21 protein-coding genes are annotated in these 25,769 nt (G+C 63.5%); 7 read left to right on the forward strand and 14 right to left on the reverse strand.

Translation table 11 applies throughout. The features are described 5' to 3' along the window. The first annotated feature begins 697 nt into the window (after window positions 1-697). Window positions 698-2,680, forward strand: a complete 1,983-nt coding sequence (locus V6L75_RS13180; protein WP_334251960.1) for a M23 family metallopeptidase — start codon at window positions 698-700, stop codon at window positions 2,678-2,680. Between the two features lie 103 nt (window positions 2,681-2,783). Here V6L75_RS13180 and clpB read toward each other — a convergent pair whose 3' ends face one another. The 6 genes from clpB to V6L75_RS13210 form a co-directional block, all read right to left on the reverse strand. Further along, entirely contained in the window at window positions 2,784-5,387 is a 2,604-nt protein-coding gene (gene clpB, locus V6L75_RS13185) for an ATP-dependent chaperone ClpB (RefSeq protein WP_334251961.1), read from the reverse strand. 333 nt (window positions 5,388-5,720) lie between these two features. Then, complete coding sequence (locus tag V6L75_RS13190; protein WP_334251962.1) at window positions 5,721-6,701, reverse strand: DUF4167 domain-containing protein; 981 nt, start codon at window positions 6,699-6,701, stop codon at window positions 5,721-5,723. Between the two features lie 379 nt (window positions 6,702-7,080). Continuing rightward, complete coding sequence (gene prmC, locus V6L75_RS13195; protein ID WP_334251963.1) at window positions 7,081-7,953, reverse strand: peptide chain release factor N(5)-glutamine methyltransferase; 873 nt, start codon at window positions 7,951-7,953, stop codon at window positions 7,081-7,083. Window positions 7,954-7,957: 4 nt separating this feature from the next. Beyond that, window positions 7,958-9,031: a peptide chain release factor 1 gene (gene prfA, locus V6L75_RS13200; RefSeq protein ID WP_019966075.1), complete on the reverse strand. Its 1,074-nt coding sequence runs from the start codon at window positions 9,029-9,031 to the stop codon at window positions 7,958-7,960. Window positions 9,032-9,103: 72 nt separating this feature from the next. Then, window positions 9,104-11,371: a phosphoenolpyruvate--protein phosphotransferase gene (gene ptsP / locus V6L75_RS13205; RefSeq protein ID WP_334251964.1), complete on the reverse strand. Its 2,268-nt coding sequence runs from the start codon at window positions 11,369-11,371 to the stop codon at window positions 9,104-9,106. Between the two features lie 71 nt (window positions 11,372-11,442). Next, window positions 11,443-12,693, reverse strand: a complete 1,251-nt coding sequence (locus V6L75_RS13210) for an aspartate kinase (RefSeq protein ID WP_334251965.1) — start codon at window positions 12,691-12,693, stop codon at window positions 11,443-11,445. A gap of 181 nt (window positions 12,694-12,874) precedes the next feature. Here V6L75_RS13210 and ubiG point away from each other — a divergent pair, with 181 nt between their 5' ends. The 4 genes from ubiG to V6L75_RS13230 all read left to right on the forward strand — a co-directional run bounded on the left by ubiG (window position 12,875) and on the right by V6L75_RS13230 (window position 16,000). Continuing rightward, window positions 12,875-13,636 carry a bifunctional 2-polyprenyl-6-hydroxyphenol methylase/3-demethylubiquinol 3-O-methyltransferase UbiG gene (gene ubiG, locus V6L75_RS13215; protein WP_334251966.1) on the forward strand — a complete coding sequence of 254 codons (762 nt, stop codon included), beginning with the start codon at window positions 12,875-12,877 and terminating at the stop codon, window positions 13,634-13,636. Window positions 13,637-13,769: 133 nt separating this feature from the next. Then, window positions 13,770-14,396: a LysE family translocator gene (locus tag V6L75_RS13220; RefSeq protein WP_334251967.1), complete on the forward strand. Its 627-nt coding sequence runs from the start codon at window positions 13,770-13,772 to the stop codon at window positions 14,394-14,396. A 90-nt stretch (window positions 14,397-14,486) separates the two neighbouring features. Then, window positions 14,487-15,179, forward strand: a complete 693-nt coding sequence (locus tag V6L75_RS13225) for an alpha/beta fold hydrolase (RefSeq protein ID WP_334251968.1) — start codon at window positions 14,487-14,489, stop codon at window positions 15,177-15,179. A gap of 263 nt (window positions 15,180-15,442) precedes the next feature. Then, the gene (locus V6L75_RS13230) at window positions 15,443-16,000 is read left to right on the forward strand and encodes a phasin family protein (protein ID WP_334251969.1); all 558 of its coding nucleotides are present in this window, start codon (window positions 15,443-15,445) and stop codon (window positions 15,998-16,000) included. Window positions 16,001-16,087: 87 nt separating this feature from the next. Here V6L75_RS13230 and V6L75_RS13235 read toward each other — a convergent pair whose 3' ends face one another. The 4 genes from V6L75_RS13235 to V6L75_RS13250 form a co-directional block, all read right to left on the reverse strand. Next, entirely contained in the window at window positions 16,088-16,600 is a 513-nt protein-coding gene (locus V6L75_RS13235; protein WP_334251970.1) for a DUF1178 family protein, read from the reverse strand. Then, entirely contained in the window at window positions 16,597-17,445 is an 849-nt protein-coding gene (locus V6L75_RS13240; RefSeq protein ID WP_334251971.1) for a carbon-nitrogen hydrolase family protein, read from the reverse strand. The genes V6L75_RS13235 and V6L75_RS13240 overlap by 4 nt, the downstream gene beginning before the upstream one ends. Before the next feature lie 15 nt (window positions 17,446-17,460). Continuing rightward, window positions 17,461-17,718 (reverse strand): glutaredoxin 3, encoded by a 258-nt coding sequence (gene grxC, locus V6L75_RS13245; RefSeq protein ID WP_334251972.1) that lies wholly within the window; start codon window positions 17,716-17,718, stop codon window positions 17,461-17,463. A gap of 103 nt (window positions 17,719-17,821) precedes the next feature. Beyond that, window positions 17,822-18,619 carry a ComF family protein gene (locus tag V6L75_RS13250; RefSeq protein ID WP_334251973.1) on the reverse strand — a complete coding sequence of 266 codons (798 nt, stop codon included), beginning with the start codon at window positions 18,617-18,619 and terminating at the stop codon, window positions 17,822-17,824. 106 nt (window positions 18,620-18,725) lie between these two features. On the opposite strand from V6L75_RS13250, the gene V6L75_RS13255 reads away from it, so the two are divergent. After that, complete coding sequence (locus V6L75_RS13255; RefSeq protein WP_334251974.1) at window positions 18,726-19,616, forward strand: class I SAM-dependent methyltransferase; 891 nt, start codon at window positions 18,726-18,728, stop codon at window positions 19,614-19,616. Here V6L75_RS13255 and V6L75_RS13260 read toward each other — a convergent pair whose 3' ends face one another. The 4 genes from V6L75_RS13260 to V6L75_RS13275 all read right to left on the reverse strand — a co-directional run bounded on the left by V6L75_RS13260 (window position 19,617) and on the right by V6L75_RS13275 (window position 22,666). Next, window positions 19,617-19,850 (reverse strand): Flp family type IVb pilin, encoded by a 234-nt coding sequence (locus V6L75_RS13260; RefSeq protein WP_334251975.1) that lies wholly within the window; start codon window positions 19,848-19,850, stop codon window positions 19,617-19,619. A 49-nt stretch (window positions 19,851-19,899) separates the two neighbouring features. Continuing rightward, complete coding sequence (gene mutT, locus V6L75_RS13265) at window positions 19,900-20,304, reverse strand: 8-oxo-dGTP diphosphatase MutT (protein WP_334251976.1); 405 nt, start codon at window positions 20,302-20,304, stop codon at window positions 19,900-19,902. Between the two features lie 76 nt (window positions 20,305-20,380). After that, window positions 20,381-21,622, reverse strand: a complete 1,242-nt coding sequence (gene argJ, locus V6L75_RS13270; protein WP_334251977.1) for a bifunctional glutamate N-acetyltransferase/amino-acid acetyltransferase ArgJ — start codon at window positions 21,620-21,622, stop codon at window positions 20,381-20,383. 156 nt (window positions 21,623-21,778) lie between these two features. After that, a complete protein-coding gene (locus V6L75_RS13275) occupies window positions 21,779-22,666 on the reverse strand; it encodes a peptidylprolyl isomerase (protein WP_334251978.1) in 888 nt (295 codons plus the stop codon). A gap of 276 nt (window positions 22,667-22,942) precedes the next feature. On the opposite strand from V6L75_RS13275, the gene secA reads away from it, so the two are divergent. Further along, on the forward strand, window positions 22,943-25,732 hold the full coding sequence (gene secA, locus V6L75_RS13280; RefSeq protein WP_334252157.1) for a preprotein translocase subunit SecA: 2,790 nt from the start codon (window positions 22,943-22,945) through the stop codon (window positions 25,730-25,732). Window positions 25,733-25,769 lie beyond the last annotated feature (37 nt).

Genomic DNA, 25,769 nt, shown 5'->3' on the forward strand with positions numbered 1-25,769 from the left:
GCCCCGCCGAAGCGCCAGGTCAACGCCGGCCGCGTTTCCCTTCCTTCAAATACCTAATTGTCAAAGAACTGAACACTCACGCGTTCGCCCCGTTTCCGGGAACCGCAGACAACAGAACCTTTCGCTCTTTCGAGCTCCTGATGGCTCAGTCGTTTTCGGCTGACCCGACAGCGTTTAGCGCCGTGTTTCCGTGGCGCCGCCGTCGATGGAGCGGTTTATAGCCAGCCCCCCGAGAGGAGTCAACACAGATTGTCAAAAAAGATTCACAAGGCACAAATCCCGCAGAAACGCTCAGGTTCGGGCGGCCTGGAGCTGTGAGTTCCGCCTCCTTGTTCACAAGCCGGCTCAAAAAAATCGCAAGGACAGCGAAAAATTCTCAGATGCAGCAGCCATGGCAGCCCCCATGCCGCAGGAAGAGAGGAGAAAGACGCCTGCGCTCCAGCTCAGGCTCTCTTTGCCTGTAAGGCTTCAAGGCGCCCTTGTCATATTCATGCCTGAAACCCTGCGTATCGAACGGTTCAGTTGCGGCGCGGGTGACGCAGCCGCACGCCAAGGCGACACCGCCGTTGACCTTTGCGGCGGCAAGCTGCATTTTCCGTCAAGTTCGGGAAGGTTCCGGCCTGCGGCCGTTTCCGCGCATTGCCCGGCCCTGCAAGGTCCAGGCAATGCAGGACGACATGAACAGACAAGGCAACTGATGCATCTGGGCCCATTTCAGTCTCACGCTCTTCCGGCGGTCGAACTCGGCACCATGCCTCCGCTTGTCGTCTATGACGAGCGCAACGCGTTGCCGGACCGCCGGAAGGTAAGCTTGCGCTGGTTGACCGGGACCGTCCTGACAGGGGTGACCTCCATCGTGCTGATGGGCGGGGCGCTGGTTGCGGCCCTTGACGGGCAGTACCGTGTTGCCGCCGCAACGGCTCACATGCCCGGACAGGAGACACCGAGCACGGCCGGTGCCGGTACGAAAGGGGACAGGGTCAGCAAGGCAGCAGCCCAGTTCACCAGCAAACGCATCATTCCCTTGAATGTCGTGACACGCAGCGGTGATCAGGAGCATATCAAGGCGAAGCCTTATACATTTGTGAACACCACGCTGACGACCCGGCGCATCGCCGATGTGGAGGGGCGCATTCCGGCCTTCAATCCGCTGCAGATGTTCGCCGATCAGAAGCCGCTGGATGAGCGGACGGTCAGCGATGCTGTCTATTCGGGCAAGTCGGAAGGTGAATTCACGCTGGCCCAGAGCGACTTTCCGGTCAACAGCCCGTTGATCGACACAGCCCTCACCCCTTCGGAAACGGAAGTGGAAGAGCAAGTCCGGGCTTCAGCCCAGTTTCTGAGTGAAAGCGGTGTCCAGATCGCGTCACGGACCATCGTCAACCCGGACCGTTTCGACTTCGATCTTGCCCGTCAGCCCGATTTCGCGCGGCTGTCCGTGCGGATCACCCAGGAAAACGTCTCCTTCGTTTCCAAGCAGGCTGGCACAACTCCCGCCGCCGGCTTTGACGAGCGTATCATACCCGTCGAGCCGGACATGGCCTTCAAGGACATCCTTCTGGACAATCAGGCATCCGATCCCGAGGCTGAAGCCATTCTGGCTGCCTTTCGCTTCGGCGCCGGCATTCTGGATGTTGCGCCTGGCGACCGGCTTCGCATTGCCCTCGGCTCAGATCCCGCCGACCCCACCATTCCGCGGGTCGAGCGTGTCAGCATCTATACCGAAACCCAGCACAAGGCGACCGTCGCCCGCTCTGACAATGGCATTTACGTGACCGCGAACGAGCCGGCAGAAGAACTTCTGGACGCCTTTGCCGAGGCCGAACGCAATACCTTTGGCAGCAGTTCCGGCGGCCCGTCCGTTTCACTTTACGAAAGCGTCTATCAGACAGCCCTCGAGCAGCAGATTCCGGAAGACCTGATCAAGGAGCTGATCGGCGCCTTCTCCTACGATGTGGACTTCAATGCCAGGGTCCAGCCCGGTGACTCGCTGGAAGTCTTCTATGGCGGCGGCGATGACGAGACTGGCGGCAACGGCGAGATCCTCTATGCCTCGCTGCATACAGGCTCTGCCGAGCGGCGGCTGTACCGCTTCCGTGCTCCCGATGACGGTTCGGTGGACTACTATGACGAGGAAGGCCGCAGCGCGAAGAAGTTCCTGATGCGCAAGCCGCTCACGGGCGGCACATTCCGGTCAGGTTTCGGCATGCGCCAGCACCCGGTCTATGGCTTTGGCAAGATGCATACGGGTGTGGACTGGTCTGCCCCGCGCGGCACGCCGATCATGGCATCGGGCAATGGCACCATCATCAAGGCCGGCTGGGAGTCGGGCTATGGCAAACGCGTGGAACTGCGCCACGCCAACGGCTACGTCACCACCTACAACCACATGAACGACTTCGGCCCCGGCATCAAGGAAGGCGGGCGCGTCACACAGGGCCAGATCATCGGCTATGTGGGCTCAACCGGCCTCTCGACCGGACCGCACCTTCACTATGAGGTGCTGGTGAACAACAATTTCGTGGATCCGATGCGCATCCGCCTGCCACGCGGCCGGGTTCTGGATGGCGACATGCTGGCGAATTTCGAGCAGGAGCGCACCCGCATCGACGCCCTGCTTGAGCGCGGGCAAAAGCCCTCGCGCTTCGCGGCGGCGTCCGCGTCAGCGACGGTGCGCTGACGGAGCACTTCCCGCCGCTTTGTGCAACAAGACCAAAAGACCCGCCGGAGCGCTCCGGCGGGTCTTTCGTTTTCATGACGGCCGTTTCAAGGCCGGAGGCGCATCAGGCCGCCGCAGATTCGCCAGCGGCTGGCCCAGTCGTGAAGATCAGCCGGTCCGTTCCGGCGCTGACCGCCACGTGGTCGCCGTCCCTGACCGTCCCGGCAAGGATCTTCTCCGCCAGCGGGTCCTGCACATCCTTCTGGATCACCCGCTTCAGCGGCCGGGCGCCATAAGCGGCGTCATAGCCCTTCTGCGACAGCCAGCCGATGGCGCTGTCGTCCAGATCCAGCGTGATCTTGCGGTCGGCAAGCAAGGCCCGCAGCCGCTCCAGCTGGATCGACACGATGGACGCCATCTGGTTGCGCTGCAGCCGGTGGAAGAGCACGATCTCGTCCAGGCGGTTGAGGAATTCGGGCCGGAAATGGCTGCGCACCACGCCCATCACCTCCTCGCGCACCTTGTCCGTATCCTCGCCCTCAGGCTGGTTCACCAGATACTCGGCGCCCAGATTCGAGGTCATGATGATCAGCGTGTTGCGGAAGTCGACGGTGCGGCCCTGACCATCGGTCAGGCGGCCATCATCGAGCACCTGCAACAGAACGTTGAACACATCCGTATGGGCCTTCTCGATCTCGTCGAACAGAACGACCTGATAGGGCCGGCGGCGTACCGCCTCCGTCAGGGCGCCGCCCTCTTCGTAGCCGACATAACCCGGAGGCGCGCCGATCAGGCGGGAGACCGAGTGCTTCTCCATATATTCCGACATGTCGAGACGGACCATCGCCGTGTCATCGTCGAACAGGAACGAGGCCAGCGCCTTGGTCAGCTCCGTCTTGCCCACACCCGTGGGCCCGAGGAACATGAAGGAGCCAATCGGCCGGTTCGGGTCCTGCAGTCCGGCACGGGCACGGCGGACGGCGGTGGAAACCGCATGGATCGCCTCGGCCTGGCCGATCACCCGGCCCGCCAGCACGTCTTCCATGCGCAGGAGCTTGTCACGCTCGCCTTCCAGCATCTTGTCAACCGGAATGCCCGTCCACTTGGACACCACCTGGGCGATGTGGCTGGAGGTCACGGCCTCATCCAGCATCGCCCCCTTGGCGCTGGCACCGGCCATTTCGGCGAGCTTGCGCTCCAATTCCGGAATGACGCCATAGGCAAGCTCGCCAGCCCGGGCAAGATTGCCCTGCCGCTGCGCCTTTTCAAGCTCGCTGCGGGCGCCGTCCAGCTGCTCCTTGAGCTTCTGTTCGACGTTCAGCTTGTCCTTCTCACCCTGCCAGCGCTGGGTCAGCGCATCGGACTCTTCCTCAAGCGACGTCAGCTCCTTCTCAAGCCGGACCAGCCGGTCCTGCGCGGCAGGATCGTTCTCCTTCTTCAGCGCCTCCCGCTCGATCTTGAGCTGAATGATGCGCCGGTCGAGTTCATCGAGCTCTTCGGGTTTGGAGTCCACCTGCATCCTGAGGCGGCTGGCGGCTTCGTCCATCAGGTCGATGGCCTTGTCCGGCAGGAACCGGTCGGTGATGTAGCGGTTCGACAATGTCGCGGCGGAGACGATGGCCGAATCGGTGATGCGCACCCCGTGATGCAGCTCGTATTTCTCCTTGATGCCGCGCAGGATGGAGATAGTGTCCTCCACCGTCGGCTCGCTGACGAAAACCGGCTGGAACCGGCGGGCGAGCGCCGCGTCCTTTTCAACATGCTTGCGGTACTCATCGAGCGTCGTTGCGCCGACGCAATGCAGCTCGCCGCGGGCAAGGGCCGGCTTCAGCAGGTTGGAGGCATCCATGGCCCCATCCCCTTTGCCCGCGCCGACCAGCGTGTGCATCTCGTCGATGAACAGGATGATGCCGCCTGCAGCCGTCTCCACTTCGGAGAGAACCGCCTTCAGCCGCTCTTCGAACTCGCCGCGGTATTTGGCGCCGGCAATCAGCGAGCCCATGTCGAGTGCAAGAAGCTGCTTGTCCTTCAGGCTCTCCGGCACATCGCCATTGACGATGCGCAAGGCAAGGCCTTCGGCAATCGCCGTCTTGCCCACGCCCGGCTCACCGATCAGAACCGGATTGTTCTTGGTACGGCGGGAGAGAACCTGAATGGTGCGGCGGATTTCCTCATCGCGGCCGATCACCGGATCGAGCTTGCCGTCACGGGCGGCCTGCGTCAGGTCACGGGCATATTTCTTCAACGCGTCATACTGGCTCTCGGCACTGGCGGAGTCCGCCGTACGGCCCTTGCGCAGGGCATTGATCGCCTGGTTGAGATTGGCCGGGGACACGCCCGCCTTGGCCAGAAGTTTGCCGGCCTCGCTGTCATTGTCCATGGCAAGAGCCAGCAGCATGCGCTCGACGGTGACGAAGCTGTCGCCCGCCTTGTCTGCCACCTTCTCGGCCTGCTCGAAGAAGCGCGCCATGGCGGGAGACAGATAAAGCTGCCCCGAACCGCCGGAGACTTTCGGCAACCGGGAAATAGCCTGCTCAACGGCAATACGGACATCCTGGGACGAGCCGCCCGCACGGTCGATCAGACCGGCGGCCATGCCTTCGGGATCGTCGATCAGCACCTTGAGAAGATGCTCGGGAAGGAGCTGCTGATGCCCCTGCCCCAGCGCAAAGGTCTGCGCAGACTGGATGAAGCCGCGCGCCCGTTCGGTGTATTTTTCCATATTCATTCGCAAAACTCCTTTCCGCCTGACCACCCGTAGCATGGCCGGCGTGCTGGACTGCGAGCCCCATTTGGCGGGCAGCCCCGGCCTTGCGGCCGCAAGCTGCCCAAGCGGGCACCCGCGCCATCACTCGGATGGCAAGGCTCATATAGTGTTGCAAATTGACAACAAAAGGGGGGTGTCCGGCAACTCCGGAAGGATCCTGATCCCCGAAGCTTTCGCGGGGCTCGCCCGGCGCCAGCAGGCGCAAGGAAAAGACGCGCGCAGCCGCATCGCAACGAGAAAGGGCGCCCCGGAGACCGGAACGCCCTTTCGTATCTTCGGTAGCCTGCTGCCTGCTCAGGCGTCGCTGGAGGTGGTTTCTTCCACATCCTTGGTGCGGCGCGGGCGCGGCGTACGGCGGGCACGGGGCTTGGGCTCCTCACCGGCTTCCACCGGAGCGGCAGCCTCGGCGGCAACCGTGGCAGGAGCTGCGGCGGTTTCTTCAGCCGGAGCATCTTCGCCCTCGCGGCGCTGACCACGGCCACGGGTGCCGCGCAGGCGGCGGCGCGGGCGGCCATCCTCACCGTCTTCACCTTCGGCTCCGGGATAGACCGCAGCTTCCGTCTGAACCGGCTCGTCGTGAACCGGACGGCTGATATGCCCTCCGTTCAGTTCCGGTACCGGCATGTGCTCGATGAAGGGCTGCGGTTCGTCGGCCGCAACATATTCAACCGGGCGCGGGGCACGTTCCTGACGGTCGTCCCGGTCGCGGCGCTCATAGCGGTCCTGCCGGTTGTTGCGCTCGGAACGTTCCTGACGCACCGGGCGGTCACCGCGTTCGGGGCGCTCGCCACGCTCCTGACGGTCACCCCGGTCCTGGCGTTCACCGCGCTCCTGACGCCCGGGGCGGTCCTGCCGCTCCATGCGTTCAGAGCGATCCGGGCGTTCAAAACGCTCAGAACGCTCCTGCCGCTCGGGCTGGTCCTGACGGTCGGACCGCTCGTTGATCTCGGCGCCTTCGGCACCCTGATCCTCGCCATCCTCCTCATCATAACCGTTGTCGAAGCGCAGACCGCCGCTTGCCGCCATGTTGGGCTGAGCCGCCGCAACGATGCGGTAATAGTGCTCGGCATGCTGGAAATAGTTCTCCGACATGATCCGGTCACCGGCTGCCTGTGCGTCGCGGGCCAGCTGCTGGTACTTCTCGGCGATGTGCAGAGCCGTACCCCTGATCTTCACGTCCGGGCCGTTCGATTCAAACGTCCGGGTCAGCGGATTCGGTCCCTTACGGCCCCGGTTGTTCCGCATACGCTGCTTATTTTGATTTCCTGGTCTCATCCTGCCGTTAACTCTTAAGGAACGGCGGCCGGCAAGGCCGGCCAATCAAAAGCGCGTCTGTATTCCCTGCGCTGGGATTCCGGATTTACCCGGCTCCAGTGAAGGGAGCATGACCGGCTGTGAACAATGAACCGCCACGACAGCTTCACCCGGCAAAGGGCAACGCAATCGTCATATTCTGCGACAGACCGACAGTCCGATTAATCAGAAAATGTTCGGTTTCCAAAACGCGTTGCGATCGTTCGGCCCATAATCCCTGCGTGGGCTGGATCGCCGATATGGCGAGAAACTCGCCCCGACCGCGTTATCCCGGCTTCGGCAAAGTGAAACTAGCCGGTTCGCGTCAGATTTCCAAGCCTTTTTTGAAGGATGTCCGCAGTCAACCCGATGCCGGCTTAATGCCCGTCACCACACGGTCATTTCCGCCGAGATCCTGAATGATTTCAAGATCCTGAAATCCAGCCTCAGCCATCAGGCCGCAAACGGCTCTGCCCTGGTCATAGCCGGTCTCGAAGCCGAGCCGCCCTCCGGGACGCAGCGCAGCCAACGCTTGCGGCACGATTGCACGGTACGCAACAAGCCCATCAGATCCGCCATCAAGCGCCAGAACCGGGTCGTGCTTGCGCACATCTTCATCGAGCCCCGCGATCACACCAGAGGCGATGTAAGGCGGATTGCTGACGATCCAGTCGAACACAGGCGCAAGACTTTCCCCATAGTTTGCCAGCGCAAAGCAAAGCCTGTCCTCCAGCCCGTGACGCCGCGCATTGGCCCGCGCCGTCTCCAGCGCACCGGCAGACAGATCAATCGCAAGACCGTGCGCCTGTGGCAGCTCATTGAGCAGGGCCAGAATGATGGCGCCCGTGCCCGTGCCGATGTCAGCAATCAGCGGATCTGCGAGGCCACCCGCCCGCGCCAGCACCGCCTCCACCAGCGTTTCGGTGTCGGGACGGGGCTCCAGAGTGTCCGGGGAAAGGGCCAGATCAAGACCAAAGAACTGCCGCTCGCCCAGAATGCGGCCGACAGGCTCATGCGCTTCGCGCCGCTCAGCATGGCGGCGCGCCCGCGTTGAAGCGGCCTCGCTCACAGGATCATCGGAGCGCAGCACGACATCACCGGGAGACAGACCAGCAGCAGCGGCCACGAGCAGCCGGGCGTCCAGCTCCGGCGAAGCAAGGCCTGCCTTGCGGAACCTGTCGCGCAGCTCGCGGTAAAGCGCACCCAGAGTTGGCGCATCCCCTGTCCCAGACATGGGGTCAGCCCTCCTCGGCGGCCATCAGCGTTGCCTGATGATCGACGGTCAGCGCCTCGACCAGCTCGTTCAACGCCTCGCCTGCCAGCACCTGCTCCAGCTTGTAGAGCGTCAGGCCGATGCGGTGATCGGTGACCCGGCCTTGCGGGAAGTTATAGGTGCGGATGCGCTCGGAACGGTCACCAGAGCCCACCTGCAGGCGCCGCGCCTCGGAGCGCTCGTTCGCTGCCTTGTCGCGCTGCGCATCATAGATGCGGGCGCGCAGCAGCTGCAGGGCTCTCGCACGGTTCTTGTGCTGGGAGCGTTCGTCCTGCACCGCCACGACGATACCGGTGGGCAGATGGGTGATGCGCACGGCCGAATCGGTGGTGTTGACGTGCTGGCCGCCCGCCCCGGATGCCCTGTAGGTGTCGATCTTCAGGTCCGATTCCTGAACATCCACATCCACCTCTTCGGCCTGCGGCAGCACGGCAACCGTGGCGGCAGAGGTGTGGATGCGCCCGCCCGATTCGGTTTCGGGCACGCGCTGCACCCGGTGCACACCTGATTCGAACTTGAGCCGGGCAAACACATTCTCACCCGTGACCGACGCAATCACTTCCTTGAAGCCGCCCGCCTCGCCTTCGCTGGCCGAAAGCACTTCCACCTTCCAGCCCTGCAGTGCGGCATAGCGCTGATACATGCGGAAAAGGTCACCGGCAAAAAGCGCCGCTTCATCCCCGCCCGTGCCGGCCCGCACTTCCAGAATGGCGTCATTCTTGTCGGCGCTGTCCTTGGGCAGAAGGCCGATGCGCACGGCCTGCGTCAGCTCCTCCACCTTCTGCGTCAGCTCATCGCGCTCCAGCTCGGCGAGGTCCCGCATCTCCCGGTCGCTGCCCGCCTCCGCAATCAGCGCCTCTGCACCAGCGAGATCCTCCTCCGCCTTGCGCAGAGCCTGCACGGCGCGCACCAGCGGCTCCAGATCGGCATATTCACGCGAAAGACGCACATATTCCCCAGCATCCGGACCGGAGGACATGCGGTGTTCGAGTTCGGCAAAGCGGTTCAGCAGTGTGTCGAGTTTTGCTTGCGCCAGCATGAGCGCATGTCTCCAGAGCCACGGGAGGAAAGTGCCTCCCGGCAGTAAACGGGATGAGCGGCAGGTGCGGCGCTAGAGCGCCACGTCCTGCTCTTCGGCAAAGCGCCGCAGGAAGGCACGGATCTCGTGATCCGGGTGCCCGTGATCAAGGCGCGGCAGCAGGCGCGCCGACAGGCGCCCCGCGTCAAGGCTGCGCAGCATCGCCTTCACCGGGCCCAGCGAGGCCGGGGACATGGACAGGGACCGGTAGCCAATCCCGATCAGCGCCATGGCTTCCAGAGGCTTGCCCGCAATTTCCCCGCAGAGCGTCACCGGCACATGGTGCCGCCCGGCCACATCCACGATCAGCTTCAGCGCCCGCAGGAAGCCGGGGCCGAGCGTGTCATAGCGGTCGGCAACACGGGTGTTGCCCCGGTCCACGGCGCAGAAGAACTGGAACAGGTCGTTGGAGCCAATGGAGGCAAAATCCACCACCTGAAACAGCTCTTCCAGCTGGAACAGCAGGGAGGGCACCTCGATCATCACGCCGAGGCGGATGGAATCGGGCACATCATGGCCATGGCGGCGGGCATGTTTCAGCTCGCGCTCCACCAGTTCCTTGGCCCGGTGGAACTCGGAGACTTCCGAGACCATCGGGAACATGAGCTTGAGTTCGCGGCCGGCAGCTGCGCGCAGCAGCGCACGCACCTGGGTGCGCAGCAGGCCCGGCCGGTCCAGGCCAAGGCGCAGGGCGCGCCAGCCCATGGCCGGGTTTTCTTCCTGGATCGAGCGCAGATAGGGCAGCACCTTGTCGCCGCCGATATCCAGCGACCGGAAGGTCACGGGCTTGCCATCCGCCGCATCCAGCACCTGTGTGTACTGGGCCTGCTGATCGGACAGGCGCGGGAAGGACGAAGCCACCATGAACTGCAGTTCGGTGCGGAACAGGCCTACGCCCACCGCCCCCGATTCGCTCAGATGCGGCAGATCCACCAGGAGGCCAGCGTTCATCTGCAGCGCGATTTCGACCCCGTCCTTGGTGACGGAGGGCTTGTTGCGCAACCGGCGGAACTGGGCCTGACGGCGGGCGCGGAAGCGCACCTTTTCCGCATAGGCATCCTGCACGTCCGAAGCGGGGCGCAGATGCACCTCACCCGTGCCGCCATCAACAATGATGGCATCACCCGCATCCGCGAGGCTGACGATATCCTGCACCTGACCAACGGCGGGAATACCGAGGGCTCTCGCCACGATCGTGACGTGACTGGTCGGACCACCCTCCTCCAGCACCACGCCGCGAATCCGGTCGCGGTCATAATCGAGAAGTTCGGCGGCCCCCATGTTGCGGGCAACGATGATGGCATCCTGCGGCAGACTGCCGGCGCCACCGCTGTGCTGGCGGCCCATGAGTTCGCGGATCAGCCGGTGCGCCAGATCGTCGAGATCATGCAGGCGCTCGCGCAGGTAAGGGTCCGTCTGGCGCAGCATGCGGGCGCGCATGTCGCTCTGCACCTTTTCGACGGCAGCTTCTGCCGTGAGGCCGTTGCGGATCGCCTCTTCGATCTTGCGGATCCAGCCCCTGTCATAGGCGAACATGCGATAGGCTTCGAGCACATCCCTGTGCTCGCCCGACTGGGCGAAGTCACCGGAGGCCAGAAGGCTGTCGATGGACAGGCGCAGACGGTCGATCGCGCCCTCGAGACGGCCCGTTTCGTGGTCGGTGTCCTCGGCAATGAGGTTGGTGACGACGACACGCGGCTCATGCAGCACCACGTGGCCCAGTCCGACACCATCGGCAAGCCCAACGGCCGAAAAGCGGAAGGGACGGGAGAGATCCAGCCCCGTGCCCGGCTTGGCAATGGCTTCCAGTTCGCCGGCGGCGACCATTTCCGCGATAACCATCGCAGTGGTCTGCAGCGCCTCGACCTCGTCCTCGTAATAGGTGCGGTGCGACTTGTTCTGCACCACCAGAACGCCGAGCGTGCGCCCGGCACGCAGGATCGGCACACCCAGGAAGGAGTTGTAGGCTTCTTCACCGGTTTCCGGCAGATAGGCGAAGGCGGGGTGTGCGCGCGCGTTGGGAAGATTGAGCGGCCGCGCTTCGGCGGCAATCAGGCCGACAAGGCCCTGGCCGACACGCAGGGAAGCCTGGTGAACGGCCTCGCGGTTGAGGCCTTCGGTTGCATACAGCTCGAGAACGCCGTCAGCACGCAGAATATAGACGGAGCAGACCTCGGCGACCACATTCGCCGCGATCAGGACCACGATCTTGTCGAGCCGCTCCTGCGCGTTGATCGGCTCCGCCATGACTTCGCGAAGCCTGCGGAGCAACAGGCGCGGACCGGCCAGGTTGCTGCGCATGGGTCAGCTCCGTTCCTGTCGGCGCGGGCAGGCAGACACGTTCATCGCATCTGCCCGGCCCAGGCTGGTTATTACCCGTCCAAACCGTATAGCGAATGGAGAGTCCGTACCGCAAGTTCCGTGTAGGCAGAATCGATCAGCACCGAGATCTTGATTTCGGAGGTGGTGATCGCACGGATGTTGATGCCCTTCTCCGCAAGGCCGCGGAAACACTGGGCTGCAACGCCTGCGTGCGAGCGCATGCCGATGCCGATCACCGACACCTTCACCACATCACGAGCGCCTTCCAGAGCACCGAAACCAAGTTCGGCACGCTTGTCTTCCAGCGTCTTCATGGCCCGCTCATATTCTGATTCGGGCACGGTGAAGGTGATGTCCGTCGTCTTGCCGTCCGGCGAGATGTTCTGGACGATCATGTCCACGTTGATGTTCGCATCGGCCAGCGGGCCGAACACGGCACCGGCAACACCCGGCTTGTCGGGCACGTTGCGGATGGAGATCTGGGCTTCGTCCTTGGCAAAGGCGATGCCGGTCACGACTTGCTGTTCCACGAGTTCGTCCTCGTCGCAGATGAGAGTTCCGGGGGGAAGACCGTCCTTGCCCTCCTGCGGGGCATCGGGATCGTCAAAGCTTGAACGCACGAAGGTGCGCACGCCATGCACCATGGCCATTTCGACCGAGCGCACCTGCAGCACCTTGGCGCCGAGCGAAGCCATTTCGAGCATTTCCTCGAAGGCGACGCGGTCAAGGCGGCGGGCTTTCGGCACGATGCGCGGATCGGTGGTGTAGACCCCGTCCACGTCCGTGTAGATGTCGCAGCGGTCAGCCTGAATGGCAGCGGCAATGGCCACGGCCGAAGTGTCGGAGCCGCCACGGCCCAGCGTGGAGATGCGGTTGTCCGGGGCGATGCCCTGGAAACCGGCCACCACGGCCACCTGGCCCTGTTTCAGCCGCTCCACCATGAAGGCGCCATCAATGCCCGCAATGCGGGCGGCACCATGCGAGCCATCGGTCCGGATCGGGATCTGCCAGCCCTGCCAGGAGCGGGCATTGACGCCCATTTCCTGCAGCACGATGGCCAGGAGCCCCGAGGTGACCTGCTCGCCGGAGGCGACAACAGCGTCATACTCGCGCGCGTCATGCATGGGAGCGGCTTCCCGGCACCAGGCGACCAGCTGATTGGTCTGCCCGGCCATGGCCGACACGACGACGGCAACTTCATGGCCGGCGTCAACTTCCCGTTTCACATGGCGGGCAACATTTCGAATGCGTTCGATATTCGCGACGGACGTGCCGCCGAACTTCATAACCAGTCGGGCCATCGTGGTTTTTGTCTTCCCGTCGAGAGCCATATGGGCGCGAGCGCGCCCGGCGGATCGGCCGCAATCCATACAGCCACAACGCCGCATCTGCAACAGGGAGCCTTGACAAAGCAGCCCTGACGCGAAAGGTCACACCTCAGAGCGCAAGCCCCGCGCAAGACCTCATCCGGGAAGGACAGTCATGAGCACCGAGACCTCGAGGGACCAGGCCGCAGCCGGCAGCACCGTCGATGAGCGGGAAGTAGCCCGTTTTTCCGCCATGGCCGCCGAATGGTGGGATCCGGCAGGCAAGTTCAAGCCGCTGCACAAATTCAATCCGGTGCGCCTCGCCTATATCAAGGAACAGGTCTGCGCCCGCTTCGGCCGCGATCCCAAAGCCAGTGACGCCTTCAAGGGCCTGCGCTTCCTCGACATCGGCTGCGGCGGCGGGCTCTTGAGCGAGCCCATGGCCCGCCTTGGCGCCGACGTGGTGGGCGCAGACCCCTCGACGGTCAATATCGAGATCGCGAAGCTGCACGCAGCCCAGTCCGGCCTTGCCATCGACTACCGCGCCTCGACAGCCGAAGAACTGGCCGCAGCAGGCGAGACCTTTGACGTGGTGCTGAACATGGAAGTGGTGGAGCACGTCGCCGATGTGCCGCTGTTCCTGACCGAAGTGTCACGCATGGTCCGCCCCGGCGGGCTGATGTTCGTGGCCACTATCAACCGCACCCTCAAGGCTTATGCGCTCGCCATTGTTGGCGCTGAATATGTGCTGCGCTGGCTGCCCAAGGGCACGCACACCTTTGAAAAGCTGGTGCGCCCGGAAGAGATCGAGCGTCCTGTGACGGCAGCAGGCCTGACGATAATCGACCGCAGCGGCGTCACCTTCAATCCGCTCACAGACCGCTGGAACCGCTCGCGCGACATGGACGTGAACTACATGCTGCTCGCCAGCCGCTGAGGCTGCCCCCGGGGCGGAGAAACGGTCAGATCAGGAAACGGAATAGTGTCACGTGACGCTATTCCGTTTTCTCCAAAAGCGTCACGCCTCTATTCTGCAGGCCACTCAGCCACTAGCCCGAGCACAGCCTGCCATGACGCCGGACCTGATCGCCGCCTTTGTTCTTTACGCCTTTGTCTCCTCCATCACGCCGGGGCCGAACAACACCATGCTGCTGGCCTCGGGTGTGAATTTCGGCATCAAGGCTTCCCTGCCGCATATGCTGGGCATCAATATCGGCTTCTCGATTCTGGTGCTGTCCTGCGGGCTCGGGATAGGCACATTGTTTGAGCTGTGGCCGGCCCTCCATGACGTACTGAAATATGCCGGGGCGCTTTACATGGCCTGGCTCGCCTGGAAAATCGCCCGCTCCGGCGCACCGCAAACCGCAGGCGCCAAACCGAAGCCTTTCACATTCCTGCAGGCGGCCGCCTTCCAGTGGGTAAACCCGAAAGCCTGGATCATGGCCATCGGGGCCATCGCCGCCTACACACCGGCAGACGGCTTCTTCACCAATGTGCTGATCATCACCCTGCTTTACAGCCTGACCGGCGCTCCCTGCTGCTTTTCCTGGGTGGCCGCAGGCAGGCTGTTGCGCGGCTTCCTGGCCAGCCCGGCACGGCTGCAGGCCTTCAACATTGCCATGGCCCTGCTGCTTCTGGCATCGCTCTATCCGGTCATGGCTGATGCCGTGAAGGACATTGGCCTGATGCTCTCCTGACGCCAGCCTGTCTCCGAAACAGGCTTCCCAAGCAGGATTTTTTCCGGCACGAGAAAGCCTTACGTCTCAGGAACACAGGGATACGCACGCATGACCGAGGCTGTCGTCTTCATTCCGGGCCTGCTCTGCACGGAGCTCCTCTTCGCCGCACAGATCGCCGCCTTTTCGGACCGGCCGATCCTCATCGGCAATCACCGGGAAGCGGACAGCATCAGCGCCATCGCAGAAGGTATTCTGGCAGCAGCACCCGAACGTTTTGCTCTCGCCGGGCTGTCCATGGGCGGCTACGTCGCCATGGAGATCATGCGCCTGGCGCCGGAGAAGGTGACGCGTCTCGCCCTGCTGGACACCAGCGCCCGGCCCGACATGCCCGAGCAGGGCGAGCGCCGCCGCGTGCTGATGCAGATGGCGCAAACGGGCAAATTCGCCAAGGTGCCGCACTTGCTCTATCCCGGACTGGTGGATACTTCGCGGGCAGAGGACGAAACTCTCAAGGCCGTGGTGGTGGAAATGGCGGAAGACACAGGGCCCGAGGCTTTCGTGCGCCAGCAGACCGCCATCATGGCCCGGATCGACTCCCGCCCCTTCCTCGGCCAGATCACCTGCCCCACGCTCGTGCTGGCAGGAGAAGGCGACACGCTGACGCCGCCTGCCATTGCCCGTGAGATCCACGAGGCCATCCCCGGCAGCCGCCTCAGCCTGATTGCCGGGGCCGGGCACCTCTCCACGCTGGAGGCCCCCGGCGCCGTCACCGCAGAGCTGCAGGCCTGGATGCGCGCCTGAGACCTTCCGGAGTTCCGCGTCACACTGCCGCAGGTTTTTGCGGCCAATGCCGCATTCCTGCCGCAGACCGGGCGCCCTCTTGTGAGGCAGATCAAAACGGTTGTCACATTCCCTTGCTAACCTAGCGGCACGTGTGCATGCTGAGGCCTTACCCGCGGTAATTGCCAGCAGCATGCAGGCCACGGCCTGACAGACCGCAAGCAGCGGCAAGGCAGGCGTCTCTCCTTCTGAAGACGCGCAATCGACATCTGTGGGAGGTCGACATGACAAAGAACCGGATTGAACATGACACCGCCGTACACGGCGCCATGGGGCTCACTGCACCGTGGATGAATGTGGCATCCAGCAAATGGGCCGATAACTGGTCTTGGGCCGAACGCTCCGACAAGCTGGGCGAGCACACGCTCAGCGCCCTGGAGACCGCCAGCCGCCAGATGCTGGAAGGCAGCGAAAAGGCTTTCACCGGCCACATGGACTTCGTGAGCCAGCGGCTCAAGGCAGACCTCGCGTGCTTCCGTTCGCTTGTCGCCTGCAAGGAACCGGCAGAAACCGCCAAGACCCTGCAGGGCTTCTTCCGTGACATGTGGCACGACTACGAAGCCCAGGCCCAGAAGACGCTGGAACTTCTGCAGACCAGCCTCACCGAGACCTCAAAGGCCGGCGATCTCGTCGTCGATACGGCGGCAGAGGTGGTGGAAGACATGGCGCAGCAGACCATGGAAGCGGCCACCAAGGCGATGGAACCGGCCAACAGCAACGGCAATGGCGAAACGGCAGCCCGCAAGGCCGCCCCGCGCGCAAAGCCGGCAGCAAACGCCTGATCAGACTCCATTCAGCGGCCGGGCCACCCGTTCAAATTGGTCCGGCTGCTGGCCCGGTTTCTGGCCTGGACTGACCGGAGGCAAAAATCAGTTGCGGTCTTCCGGCAGCACCGGAAGCGGCAGGATGCTGATGCCCTCTTCCAGAAGAGCCTGTGCATCATCCGGGCTGGTTTCGCCATAGATACTGCGATGGTCCGCCTCGCCATAGTGCATCTTGCGGGCCTCATCGGCAAAGGACTGGCCCACATAATCGGCATTGGAGACGATCTGCTGGCGCAGCTCCCGGATCTTCTGCAGAAGCTCGGCGTGGCGCGAGTCTGAAGCGATCATGGCCGATGTTGCCGCTGCCCCTGCACCGGTGGGTGCAGCAGGCGCTTCAACAGGCCCGGCCGCTGCCGCAGCAGCACCGGCGGGCGCAAGGCTGTCCCTGCGCTCCGAGGTGCTGACGGCAGGCGCCATCAAAGCCTTGGTGACGTCATCAGACCCGCAGGCCGGACAGCTCATCAGTCCTTGCGCCATCTGGCGCTCGAAATCTCCGGAATTGCGGAACCAGCCCTCGAACTCATGAGCGTTGTCGCAGCGGAGCGTGTAACGGATCACGCCTCAATCTCCTTGCCGGTCTGCGTCAGGGTGAAGTCCCGCTCGTTGGCAATGGCGGGAATGCGCTGACGCGCCTTCAGCGTTTCTTCTGTATCAATACGGGCGGTCACGAAGCCCGGTTCATCGTGGTCAAGTTCCGCGATCACCACACCCCAGGGGTTGACGATCAGGCTGTGGCCATAGGTCTCGCGGCCATCCTCGTGCTTGCCGCCCTGCGCGCTGGAGATGACGAAAGCGCCATTCTCGATCGCCCGCGCCCGCTGCAGCACGTGCCAGTGGGCTTCGCCCGTCTGGCGTGTGAAAGCGGCAGGCATGGTCAGCACCCCGGCCCCGGAACGGGCCTGCGCCCGGAACAGCGCCGGAAAGCGCACGTCATAGCACACGGCCATGCCGAGCCGTGCAAAGGGCAGATCCGCAACAAGGCTTTCGCAGCCGGGCCGGTAGGTCGCAGATTCCCGCCAGCTCTCGCCGTTGGGCAGATCCACGTCAAACATATGGATCTTGTCGTACCGCGCCTTCAGGCTGCCATCCGGGCCGATGAGAAAGCCGCGGTTTGCCGCCTTGCCTGGCTCGAGCAAAATGGCGAGCGAGCCAATATGCAGCCAGATGCCAAGCTCTGCGGCCAGCGCCTGGAACCGGGCAAGCGACGGATCGTCCGCTTCCACCCGGATCTTGGCCATCAAGTCCTCACGGCTGCGCTCCAGCAGATTGGTCATCTCCGGGGTCTGAACATAGTCAGCGCCGGCAGCAGCAGCCTCCCGGATCAGCGCTTCAGCCGCTGCACCATTGGCAGCAACATCCCGGCTGGAGCGAAGCTGCACGCAGGCGGCGGTGAAGATGGTCATCCAAAAAACTCCGGATCAGGCAGCGAGCATCGGATCGAGCTTGCCCGCCCGGTCCAGATCATGCAGGTCATCGCAGCCGCCTACATGCACCCCGCCGATGAAAATCTGCGGGAAGGTGCTGCGGCCATTGGCCCTGGCAATCATTTCGGACCGCAGACCCGGATCGAAGGTTGCGTCATGCTCGGTATAGGCAACGCCCTTGCTGTCCAGAAGGCGCTTGGCCGCAGAACAGTAGCCGCACATCTGCCGGGTGTAGATGATGACTTCAACCACGTTTCAACTCCTTATGGGCAGCTCACCGCCCCTCACCGGCTTATATCTGCCGGAACTTGCGCCGGACAAGCCCCGAAAATGGCCGTGAGCTCAGGGAAGCCACTCACTCGGCGGTGAGCGAGGGATCGGCGATGGCGAAGGTGAGCACATCCACCTGCCGCGCACCGGCCCGCAGCAGCACCCGCGTGCAGGCCTCCACCGTTGATCCCGTTGTCAGAACATCATCCACGAGCACCACAGGCCGCCCGCTGATCTGAATCGCCGCTTCCGGCCGGAGCGCAAAGGCACCGCGCACATTGCGGCTGCGTTCGTCCGCATGCAGGCCCACCTGCTGGCGGGTGCGGCGGCGGCGCTCCAGCATCAGCGGTTCAAAGCCCACGCCCTTGATGCGCGCCACCTCCCGCCCCAGCAGGGCAGCCTGATTGAACCGGCGCTGCCACAGGCGGGTGCGGTGCAGAGGCACGGGCAGAACCAGCGTATCAGGCTGGAACAGCTCCCGCCCGGCAGCTGCCATCAGCCGTCCCATGGGGGCTGCCACCTCGCGCCGCCCGCCGAATTTCAGCGCCAGTACCAGGTCCCGAGCCGGGCCGCCATAGAGGGTGGCTGCACGGGCCCGGTTGAAGAGAGGCGGCGAGGCAATGGCGCGGGCACTCAGGCCCTCCGGCCCGAGATCGAAGGACAGCGGCGTGCCATAGCGGGCGCACCAGGGCGCCTCAATGAAGGGCATCTGCCCCCAGCAAGAAGGGCAGACTGCATCGGGCTCGGCAGCGGGGGCATCGCAGGTGAGGCAGCGCGGCGGCAGCAGGAAATCGAGCCCCGCGCGCCAGATCCGGCGCAATCCGCCCAGAGAGCGTCTGCGCCAGTCAAGGCGATCAAGGCCTGCATCCTGTTCCTGAAGCATCAGAGGCCTCTTTCAACCCATGGCTCACAACAACCCTAGCAGCTTTTGACGGAAGCGGAAGGCTGGGCCTATAAGGCAGCATGCCCGGCACCCGGAAGGCACCCCTATGACCAGCATCGACCTCATTGACCGTTCTCTTCTCGCCCGGCGGCGCCGGCGTGCCCTTGAGGGCCGCATCGAAGGCGCAGACTTTCTGCTGGCAGCAGTCGCCGAAGATCTGGCGGACCGTATCGCAGCCGTGACAAGAGAGTTCGGCACAGCGGTGGATCTGGGCGGCCACACGGGGCGGATTGCTCAGATCCTGCAGCAGAGCGGCAAGGCGGAGACGGTGCTGCGCGGCGACCTGTTCATGGCCGACCCTGCCCTGCCCGCCCCGGATTTTGTCTGCGATGACGCGCTTCTCCCGTTGAAGGACGCGTCCGTGGGCCTGATCGTCTCCGCACTCAGCCTGCAGCTTGTCAACGACCTGCCGGGCGCGCTGATCCAGATCCGCCGGGCCTTGAGGCCGGACGGGCTGTTTCTGGGGGCGCTGCTGGGCGGGGATACCTTGAGTGAATTGCGCGATTGCCTGATGCGTGCGGAGCTGGAAGTCACCGGCGGCGCCGCGCCCCGTGTCGTGCCCTTTGCCGACACCCGCGATCTTGGCGCCCTGTTGCAACGCGCCGGTTTTGCCCTGCCGGTCACGGACACGGACAAGCTGACCGTGCGCTATGACAGCATCTTTGCGCTGATGCGGGATCTGAAGATGATGGGCGCCACTTCGGCACTGAACGAGCGCAGCCGCAAACCCTTGTCACGAGCCGTGTTTCTGAAGGCTGCGGAACTCTATGCAGCGGATTACAGCGACACGGACGGGCGCATCCGCGCAACATTTCAGGTGATGTATCTGTCCGGCTGGGCGCCGCATGAGAGCCAGCAGAAGCCGCTAAAGCCGGGTTCCGCCAAGGCACGGCTGGCCGATGCACTGAAGGTGCCGGATGATCCCGGCGGCGCCTGATCAGGAGCCCTGCAAGGCATCGCTGATGATGGTAAAGGCGGTTCCAATGTCCTGACCGATCGACAGCAGAGTCGCGACAATGGCCAGAGAGATGAACCCGACCATCAGGCCATATTCAACGGCCGTCGCGCCTTTCACGTCCTCCTGAAAGCGGGCCGCCAGATCAAGGCCGATCTGAACGCGCTTCCTGGCGGGGGCACCAAACATGCCTGCCGGATTTTCGTCCAGTCGCATTGCAACTCCTAACCAGCCAGATACGCGGCTGTTTGCCTGTCGGTCTACATCAGACGCCGACCAGCCCAATCAAATGGGGGATCAGCGGCTCATCGGCCGGTGGCATGGGGAATTCCCTGAGCTTGCCTGCCCGCACCCATTTCAGGGTCTGCCCTTCCTGGGCTGCAGGAGTTCCTTGCCATCGCCGACAGACATACAATGGCATCAGGAGATGAAAATCTTCATAAGCGTGGCTGGCGAAGGTCAGAGGGGCTAGGCACTCTTCCTTAACGCTGATTCCAAGTTCCTCGGAAAGCTCGCGGATCAGGCAGGCTTCAGGCCTTTCTCCAGCTTCCACCTTGCCTCCGGGGAATTCCCAGAGCCCTGCCATGGACTTTCCCTCGGGCCGCTGCGCGATCAGGATACGCCCGTCCGCGTCAATGAGAGCACAGGCAACGACAAGAACCATCCGCATGGCATGTTCCAATTTTAGACAGTTTTGAGCGGGCTCTTAAAAAACTCAGAGCCCGCCCTGAAGAAAGTTTGACGGATCAGCTACGGTAATCGCCGTTGATCTCGACATAGGCCTTGGTAAGGTCGCAGGTCCACACGGTGGCGGTTCCCTCTCCGAGGCCGATTTCGGTGCGGATAACGATGTGCTCGCGCTCCATAACCGCCGAAGCAGCCGCCTCCGAGTAATCCGGGTCCCGCTCGCCATTGACGGCCACACGCACATCGCCGAACCAGATGGCCAGACGGTCACGGTCCGCGGGCTCACCTGCCTTGCCGACAGCCATGACGACACGGCCCCAGTTGGCATCCTCACCGGCAATGGCGGTCTTCACCAGCGGCGAGTTGGCGATGGACAGGGCAATGCGCTTGGCCGACGCATCGGACGAGGCACCCTCGACGCGCACTTCCACGAACTTGCGGGCGCCTTCACCATCCCGGACGATCTGATGCGCCAGATCCTGCATCACCTCGCCCAGCGCCTGACGGAAAGGCTCCAGACGCGGATCGTAGGCTTCGGTGACGCGCACAGCACCGCGTTCGGCCGCCTTGCCGGTGGCAAACAGCAGGGCCGTGTCGGAGGTGGAGGTGTCGCTGTCCACCGTGATGGCATTGAAGCTGCCGCCAACGGCGCCGGAGATCAGCTCCTGCAGCACGGGAGCTGCAATAGGGGCATCGGTAAAGAGGAAGGACAGCATGGTCGCCATATCCGGGGCAATCATGCCCGCACCCTTGGCAATGCCGTTCAGCGTCACCGGCACACCGCCCAGATCCACCGTGCGGGTGGACACCTTCGGATAGGTGTCGGTGGTCATGATCGCCTTGGCCGTATCGAGCCATGAGCCAGCAACCGCATCGGCCACAAGACTATCAACGACGCCGGAGAACTTGTCCGCAGGCAGCGGCTCGCCGATCACGCCGGTTGAGGCAAGATAGATTTCACCCTGGGCACAACCAACCGCCTTGCTGACGATCTCCGCCGAAAGCTCGACCGCCGCCTTGCCCTTCTTGCCGGTAAAGGCATTGGCATTGCCGGAATTGACCAGCAGTGCCCGGGCCTTGCCGGAGGGCAGGTTGGCGCGGCACCAGTCCACCGGTGCGGAAGGGCAAAGCGAACGGGTGAAGACACCGGCCACTTCCGTGCCCTCATCCATCAGCACAAGGAGCACATCCGTGCGGCCCTTGTACTTGATGCCGGCAGCCGCCGTGGCAAAACGCACGCCTTCGATGACGGGCATCTCAGGGTAGGACTTGGGGGCAAGCGGAGAAACTTCTGTCGACATGACGGCCTCTGGCACACAAATGCAATGAGGCGCAGCCTTGCCCGATGGAAAGGGGGTGCGCAAGACCCATGACGCCCGCTGAAACAGGAAATCCCCCGGCAGGGTGCCGGGGGATCATGCTCAGGTCAGAAGAAACGCGTCTTCCGAACCTCTGTCTTACTGAGCGGCGGGCTTGGCAGCCTCACCGGCAGGGGCTGCTGCCGGGGCATCGGCAGGAGCTTCCTGCTTGACGATTTCCACCGGATTTGCAGCCTTCAGCTCTTCAATGAGCTTGGCATAGCGCTCACGCATCAGCATCTGGCGCAGGCCATCGGAAACCTCTTCCAGCGGCGGAGCGCTCTGAATGCGCTTGTCCTCGGATTTGATGATGTGCCAGCCGAACTGGCTCTCAACCGGCTCCTTGGTATACTCGCCCGGCTTCAGCGCAAAGGCAGCCGTTTCGAATTCCGGCACCATGCGGCCCTTGGTGAAGTAATCAAGGTCACCGCCATTGGCTGCCGAGCCGTCGCTGGAGTTGGCCTTGGCCAGTTCCGCAAAATCGGCGCCGCCGTCCAGCTCCTTGATCAGCTTCTCGGCTTCTTCCTTGGAGGACACAAGGATATGACGGGCACGGACTTCTTCCTCGCCCTTGAAGTCCTTGAACTCCTTGTCATAGGCAGCCTTGATGTCGTCCTCGGTGACGGCAGCATCAAGCTTCTGCGCGACATAAGCATTGCGCAGGGCCTGCGTTGTCATGAAGCGGACCTGACGCTGGAAGTCCTCGTCCTTTTCCATGCCTTCCTTCTTCGCCGCCTCGGACAGAAGCGTCATGTCGACCATCACGTCGGTGAGAATCTGGCGCCACTGGGCGGGCGGAAAGCGCTGCAGCTGCGGGCCGAGGTCACGGGCGGCAAAGGCGATATCGGCTTCGGTGATTTCCGTGCTGCCAACCTTGGCAACAACGTCACCTGGCTCGGCCGCAGACAGGGCCGTGGCACCGAGGCTGATCGCCGTTGCAGCGATCAGGACTGAGCGCAAGGGGCGGCTCATGAAAGAACGGAACATGTGGTGTCCTTAGGGTCAGAATTTGAACAGCTCTGCACCGCATGAGCGCGAGCTGCCGCAACCTTGCTGAAAGCGGCGGCGTTGACAAGCATCCTACCCCCTCTTATCTGTCGAACGTCCCGCGCCACCTTCAAGGGCGGGGCATCCATGGAACGGCAGCTTCGCAGCCCGCATGCGGGCAGGCAGGCGGACCGTGTACCGGAAATGAGATTTTTTTGAGGGCTGGCGACAGGGGCCTTGCACCTGATGCCGCCCGTCACTTGGAAGGACCGCCACATGGCCGGCCTTGGCGCATTAGCACGTAAGATTTTTGGCTCTCCGAGCGACCGCAAGATCAAGGCCATGAGGGCGAAGGTTGCGGCCATCAATGCTCTTGAAGCTGAAGTACAGGCATTGTCGGACGACGCGCTGCGCGCGCGCACCCAGACCTTCCGCGAGCAGCTGGCCAACGGCGCCACGCTGGACGACATTCTGGCTCCTGCCTTCGCCACCGTGCGCGAAGCGGCGCGGCGCGCCCTCGGGCAGCGGCACTATGACGTCCAGCTGATCGGCGGCCTTGTCCTCAACTCCGGGCAGATCTCAGAGATGCGCACCGGTGAAGGCAAGACGCTTGTCGCCACCGCGCCCGTGTATCTCAACGCCCTCGCGGGCAAGGGCGTGCACGTGGTCACCGTGAACGACTACCTGGCCCAGCGCGACGCCCAGATGATGGGCAAGGTCTACGGGTTCCTTGGCCTCAGCACCGGCGTTATCGTGCATGGCCTGTCCGATGAGGAGCGCCGCGCCGCCTATGCCGCCGACGTGACCTACGGCACCAACAACGAATTCGGCTTCGACTATCTGCGCGACAACATGAAGTATGAGCGCGCCTCGATGGTGCAGCGCGGACACAACTTCGCCATCGTCGATGAAGTGGATTCGATCCTCATCGACGAAGCACGCACGCCGCTGATCATCTCCGGCCCGCTGGAAGACCGCTCGGACTTCTACAACACGGTCGATGCCTTCATTCCCGCGCTGACGCCGGAAGATTACGAGATCGACGAGAAGCAGCGCTCGGCTACGTTCACCGAAAGCGGTAACGAAAAACTGGAGCAGCTGCTCGGCGCTGCCAATCTGCTGCGCAGCGAGTCGCTCTATGACGTGGAAAACGTCAGCGCCGTGCACCACCTGCAGCAGGCACTGAAAGCCCACAAGCTGTTCCAGCGCGACAAGGACTACATCGTCCGCAACGGCGAAGTGGTGATCATCGACGAGTTCACCGGCCGCATGATGCCGGGCCGCCGCTATTCGGAAGGCCTGCACCAGGCACTGGAAGCGAAGGAAAAGGTCCGCATCCAGCCGGAAAACCAGACCCTCGCCTCGATCACCTTCCAGAACTATTTCCGCATGTACGACAAGCTGGCCGGCATGACCGGTACGGCAGCAACCGAAGCGGACGAGTTCCAGGACATCTACGGGCTGGAAGTTGTCGAGATCCCGACCAACATGCCGGTCAAGCGCGTCGATGACGACGACGAGGTCTACCGGACCGCAGACGAGAAGTTCAACGCCATCGTGGAGCTGATCGACGACTGCAAGTCCCGCCAGCAGCCGGTTCTGGTCGGCACAACCTCGATCGAAAAGTCGGAAATGCTAGCCGAACGCCTGCGCAAGCACGGCTACCGGCAGGTGGATGTGACCGATCCCAACGCCTTCGCGCCGCTGCAGAACGGCGATCAGGGCGGCCAGGAAGACAAGGTCTTCGCGGTGCTGAACGCCCGCTACCATGAGCAGGAAGCCTTCATCATTTCGCAGGCCGGCCTGCCCGGCGCGGTCACCATCGCCACCAACATGGCCGGCCGCGGCACCGACATCCAGCTGGGCGGCAACCCGGACATGCGCATCGAGCGCGAACTGGCGGACATGGAAGCAGGCCCCGAGCGTGATGCACGCGTGGCTGCGATCCGTGCCGAGATCGAAGTTCTGAAGCAGAAGGCGCTGGCTGCTGGCGGTCTTTACGTCATCGGCACCGAGCGCCACGAGAGCCGGCGCATCGACAACCAGCTGCGCGGCCGTTCGGGCCGTCAGGGCGACCCGGGCCATTCCAAGTTCTTCCTGTCGCTGCAGGACGACCTGATGCGCATCTTCGGCTCCGACCGGATGGATTCCATGCTGCAGAAGCTGGGCCTGAAGGAAGGTGAAGCCATCATCCACCCCTGGATCAACCGGGCGCTGGCCAAGGCCCAGCAGAAGGTGGAAGCGCGCAACTTCGACATCCGCAAGAACCTGCTGAAGTTCGATGACGTGATGAACGACCAGCGCAAGGTGGTGTTCGAGCAGCGCATCGAGCTGATGGATGGCGAAGACCTCGGGCAGACCGTCACCGACATGCGCCATGAGGTCATCGACGATCTCGTCTCCCGCCACATCCCCGAAAGCGCCTATCCGGAGCAGTGGGACACGGAAGGCCTGGCGAAGGAAGTGCAGACCCTCCTCAACCTTGACCTGCCCGTCGTCGACTGGGCCAAGGAAGAGGGCATCGCCGACGAGGAAGTGCGCGAGCGTCTGACGAAGGCAGCTGATGCCATCATGGAAGACAAGCTCGGCCGTTTCGGCCAGCAGATCATGAGCCAGGTGGAAAAGGCGATCCTGCTGCAGACGCTGGACAATCTCTGGCGCGAGCATCTGGCGAATCTTGATCATCTGCGTTCGGTCATCGGCTTCCGCGGCTATGCCCAGCGTGATCCGCTGCAGGAATACAAGACCGAAGCCTTCAACCTGTTCGAGAACATGCTGACCCAGCTGCGCCAGATCACCACCTCGCAGCTGATGCGGGTGGAACTGGTGACGCAGCAGGCACCGCAGATGCCGGAAGAACCGCGCGAGATGCATCCCCATCACCTCAACCCGATGACGGGAGAGGATGAGATGGCCGATGACCTGCCCGCGGCTGGCGGCTTTGCGGCAACCGGCGTGGCCCGCGATCCGAACGATCCCTCAACCTGGGGCCGGGTCGGCCGCAACGAGGTCTGCCCCTGCGGTTCGGGCAAGAAGTACAAGCACTGCCACGGCGCGCTGAGCTGACACAGAGACGAATGCATCCGGCCTGGCCGGAGGCATT

The organism is Pannonibacter anstelovis (genome assembly GCF_036881715.1).
GTDB classification, from domain to species: Bacteria; Pseudomonadota; Alphaproteobacteria; order Rhizobiales; family Stappiaceae; genus Pannonibacter; species Pannonibacter anstelovis.

Bases quoted from the DNA above. Each gene is read 5' to 3' on its own strand.
- V6L75_RS13230 (WP_334251969.1), top strand. From the start codon at position 15,443: ATGACAAAGAACCGGATTGAACATGACACCGCCGTACACGGCGCCATG.
- V6L75_RS13180 (WP_334251960.1), top strand. From the start codon at position 698: ATGCATCTGGGCCCATTTCAGTCTCACGCTCTTCCGGCGGTCGAACTC.
- V6L75_RS13210 (WP_334251965.1), bottom strand. From the start codon at position 12,693: ATGGCCCGACTGGTTATGAAGTTCGGCGGCACGTCCGTCGCGAATATC.
- argJ (WP_334251977.1), bottom strand. From the start codon at position 21,622: ATGTCGACAGAAGTTTCTCCGCTTGCCCCCAAGTCCTACCCTGAGATG.
- V6L75_RS13190 (WP_334251962.1), bottom strand. From the start codon at position 6,701: ATGAGACCAGGAAATCAAAATAAGCAGCGTATGCGGAACAACCGGGGC.
- V6L75_RS13250 (WP_334251973.1), bottom strand. From the start codon at position 18,619: ATGCTTCAGGAACAGGATGCAGGCCTTGATCGCCTTGACTGGCGCAGA.
- prfA (WP_019966075.1), bottom strand. From the start codon at position 9,031: ATGCTGGCGCAAGCAAAACTCGACACACTGCTGAACCGCTTTGCCGAA.
- ubiG (WP_334251966.1), top strand. From the start codon at position 12,875: ATGAGCACCGAGACCTCGAGGGACCAGGCCGCAGCCGGCAGCACCGTC.
- V6L75_RS13220 (WP_334251967.1), top strand. From the start codon at position 13,770: ATGACGCCGGACCTGATCGCCGCCTTTGTTCTTTACGCCTTTGTCTCC.
- mutT (WP_334251976.1), bottom strand. From the start codon at position 20,304: ATGCGGATGGTTCTTGTCGTTGCCTGTGCTCTCATTGACGCGGACGGG.
- clpB (WP_334251961.1), bottom strand. From the start codon at position 5,387: ATGAATATGGAAAAATACACCGAACGGGCGCGCGGCTTCATCCAGTCT.
- V6L75_RS13240 (WP_334251971.1), bottom strand. From the start codon at position 17,445: ATGACCATCTTCACCGCCGCCTGCGTGCAGCTTCGCTCCAGCCGGGAT.
- V6L75_RS13225 (WP_334251968.1), top strand. From the start codon at position 14,487: ATGACCGAGGCTGTCGTCTTCATTCCGGGCCTGCTCTGCACGGAGCTC.
- V6L75_RS13260 (WP_334251975.1), bottom strand. From the start codon at position 19,850: ATGCGACTGGACGAAAATCCGGCAGGCATGTTTGGTGCCCCCGCCAGG.
- prmC (WP_334251963.1), bottom strand. From the start codon at position 7,953: ATGTCTGGGACAGGGGATGCGCCAACTCTGGGTGCGCTTTACCGCGAG.
- V6L75_RS13275 (WP_334251978.1), bottom strand. From the start codon at position 22,666: ATGTTCCGTTCTTTCATGAGCCGCCCCTTGCGCTCAGTCCTGATCGCT.
- ptsP (WP_334251964.1), bottom strand. From the start codon at position 11,371: ATGCGCAGCAACCTGGCCGGTCCGCGCCTGTTGCTCCGCAGGCTTCGC.
- secA (WP_334252157.1), top strand. From the start codon at position 22,943: ATGGCCGGCCTTGGCGCATTAGCACGTAAGATTTTTGGCTCTCCGAGC.
- V6L75_RS13255 (WP_334251974.1), top strand. From the start codon at position 18,726: ATGACCAGCATCGACCTCATTGACCGTTCTCTTCTCGCCCGGCGGCGC.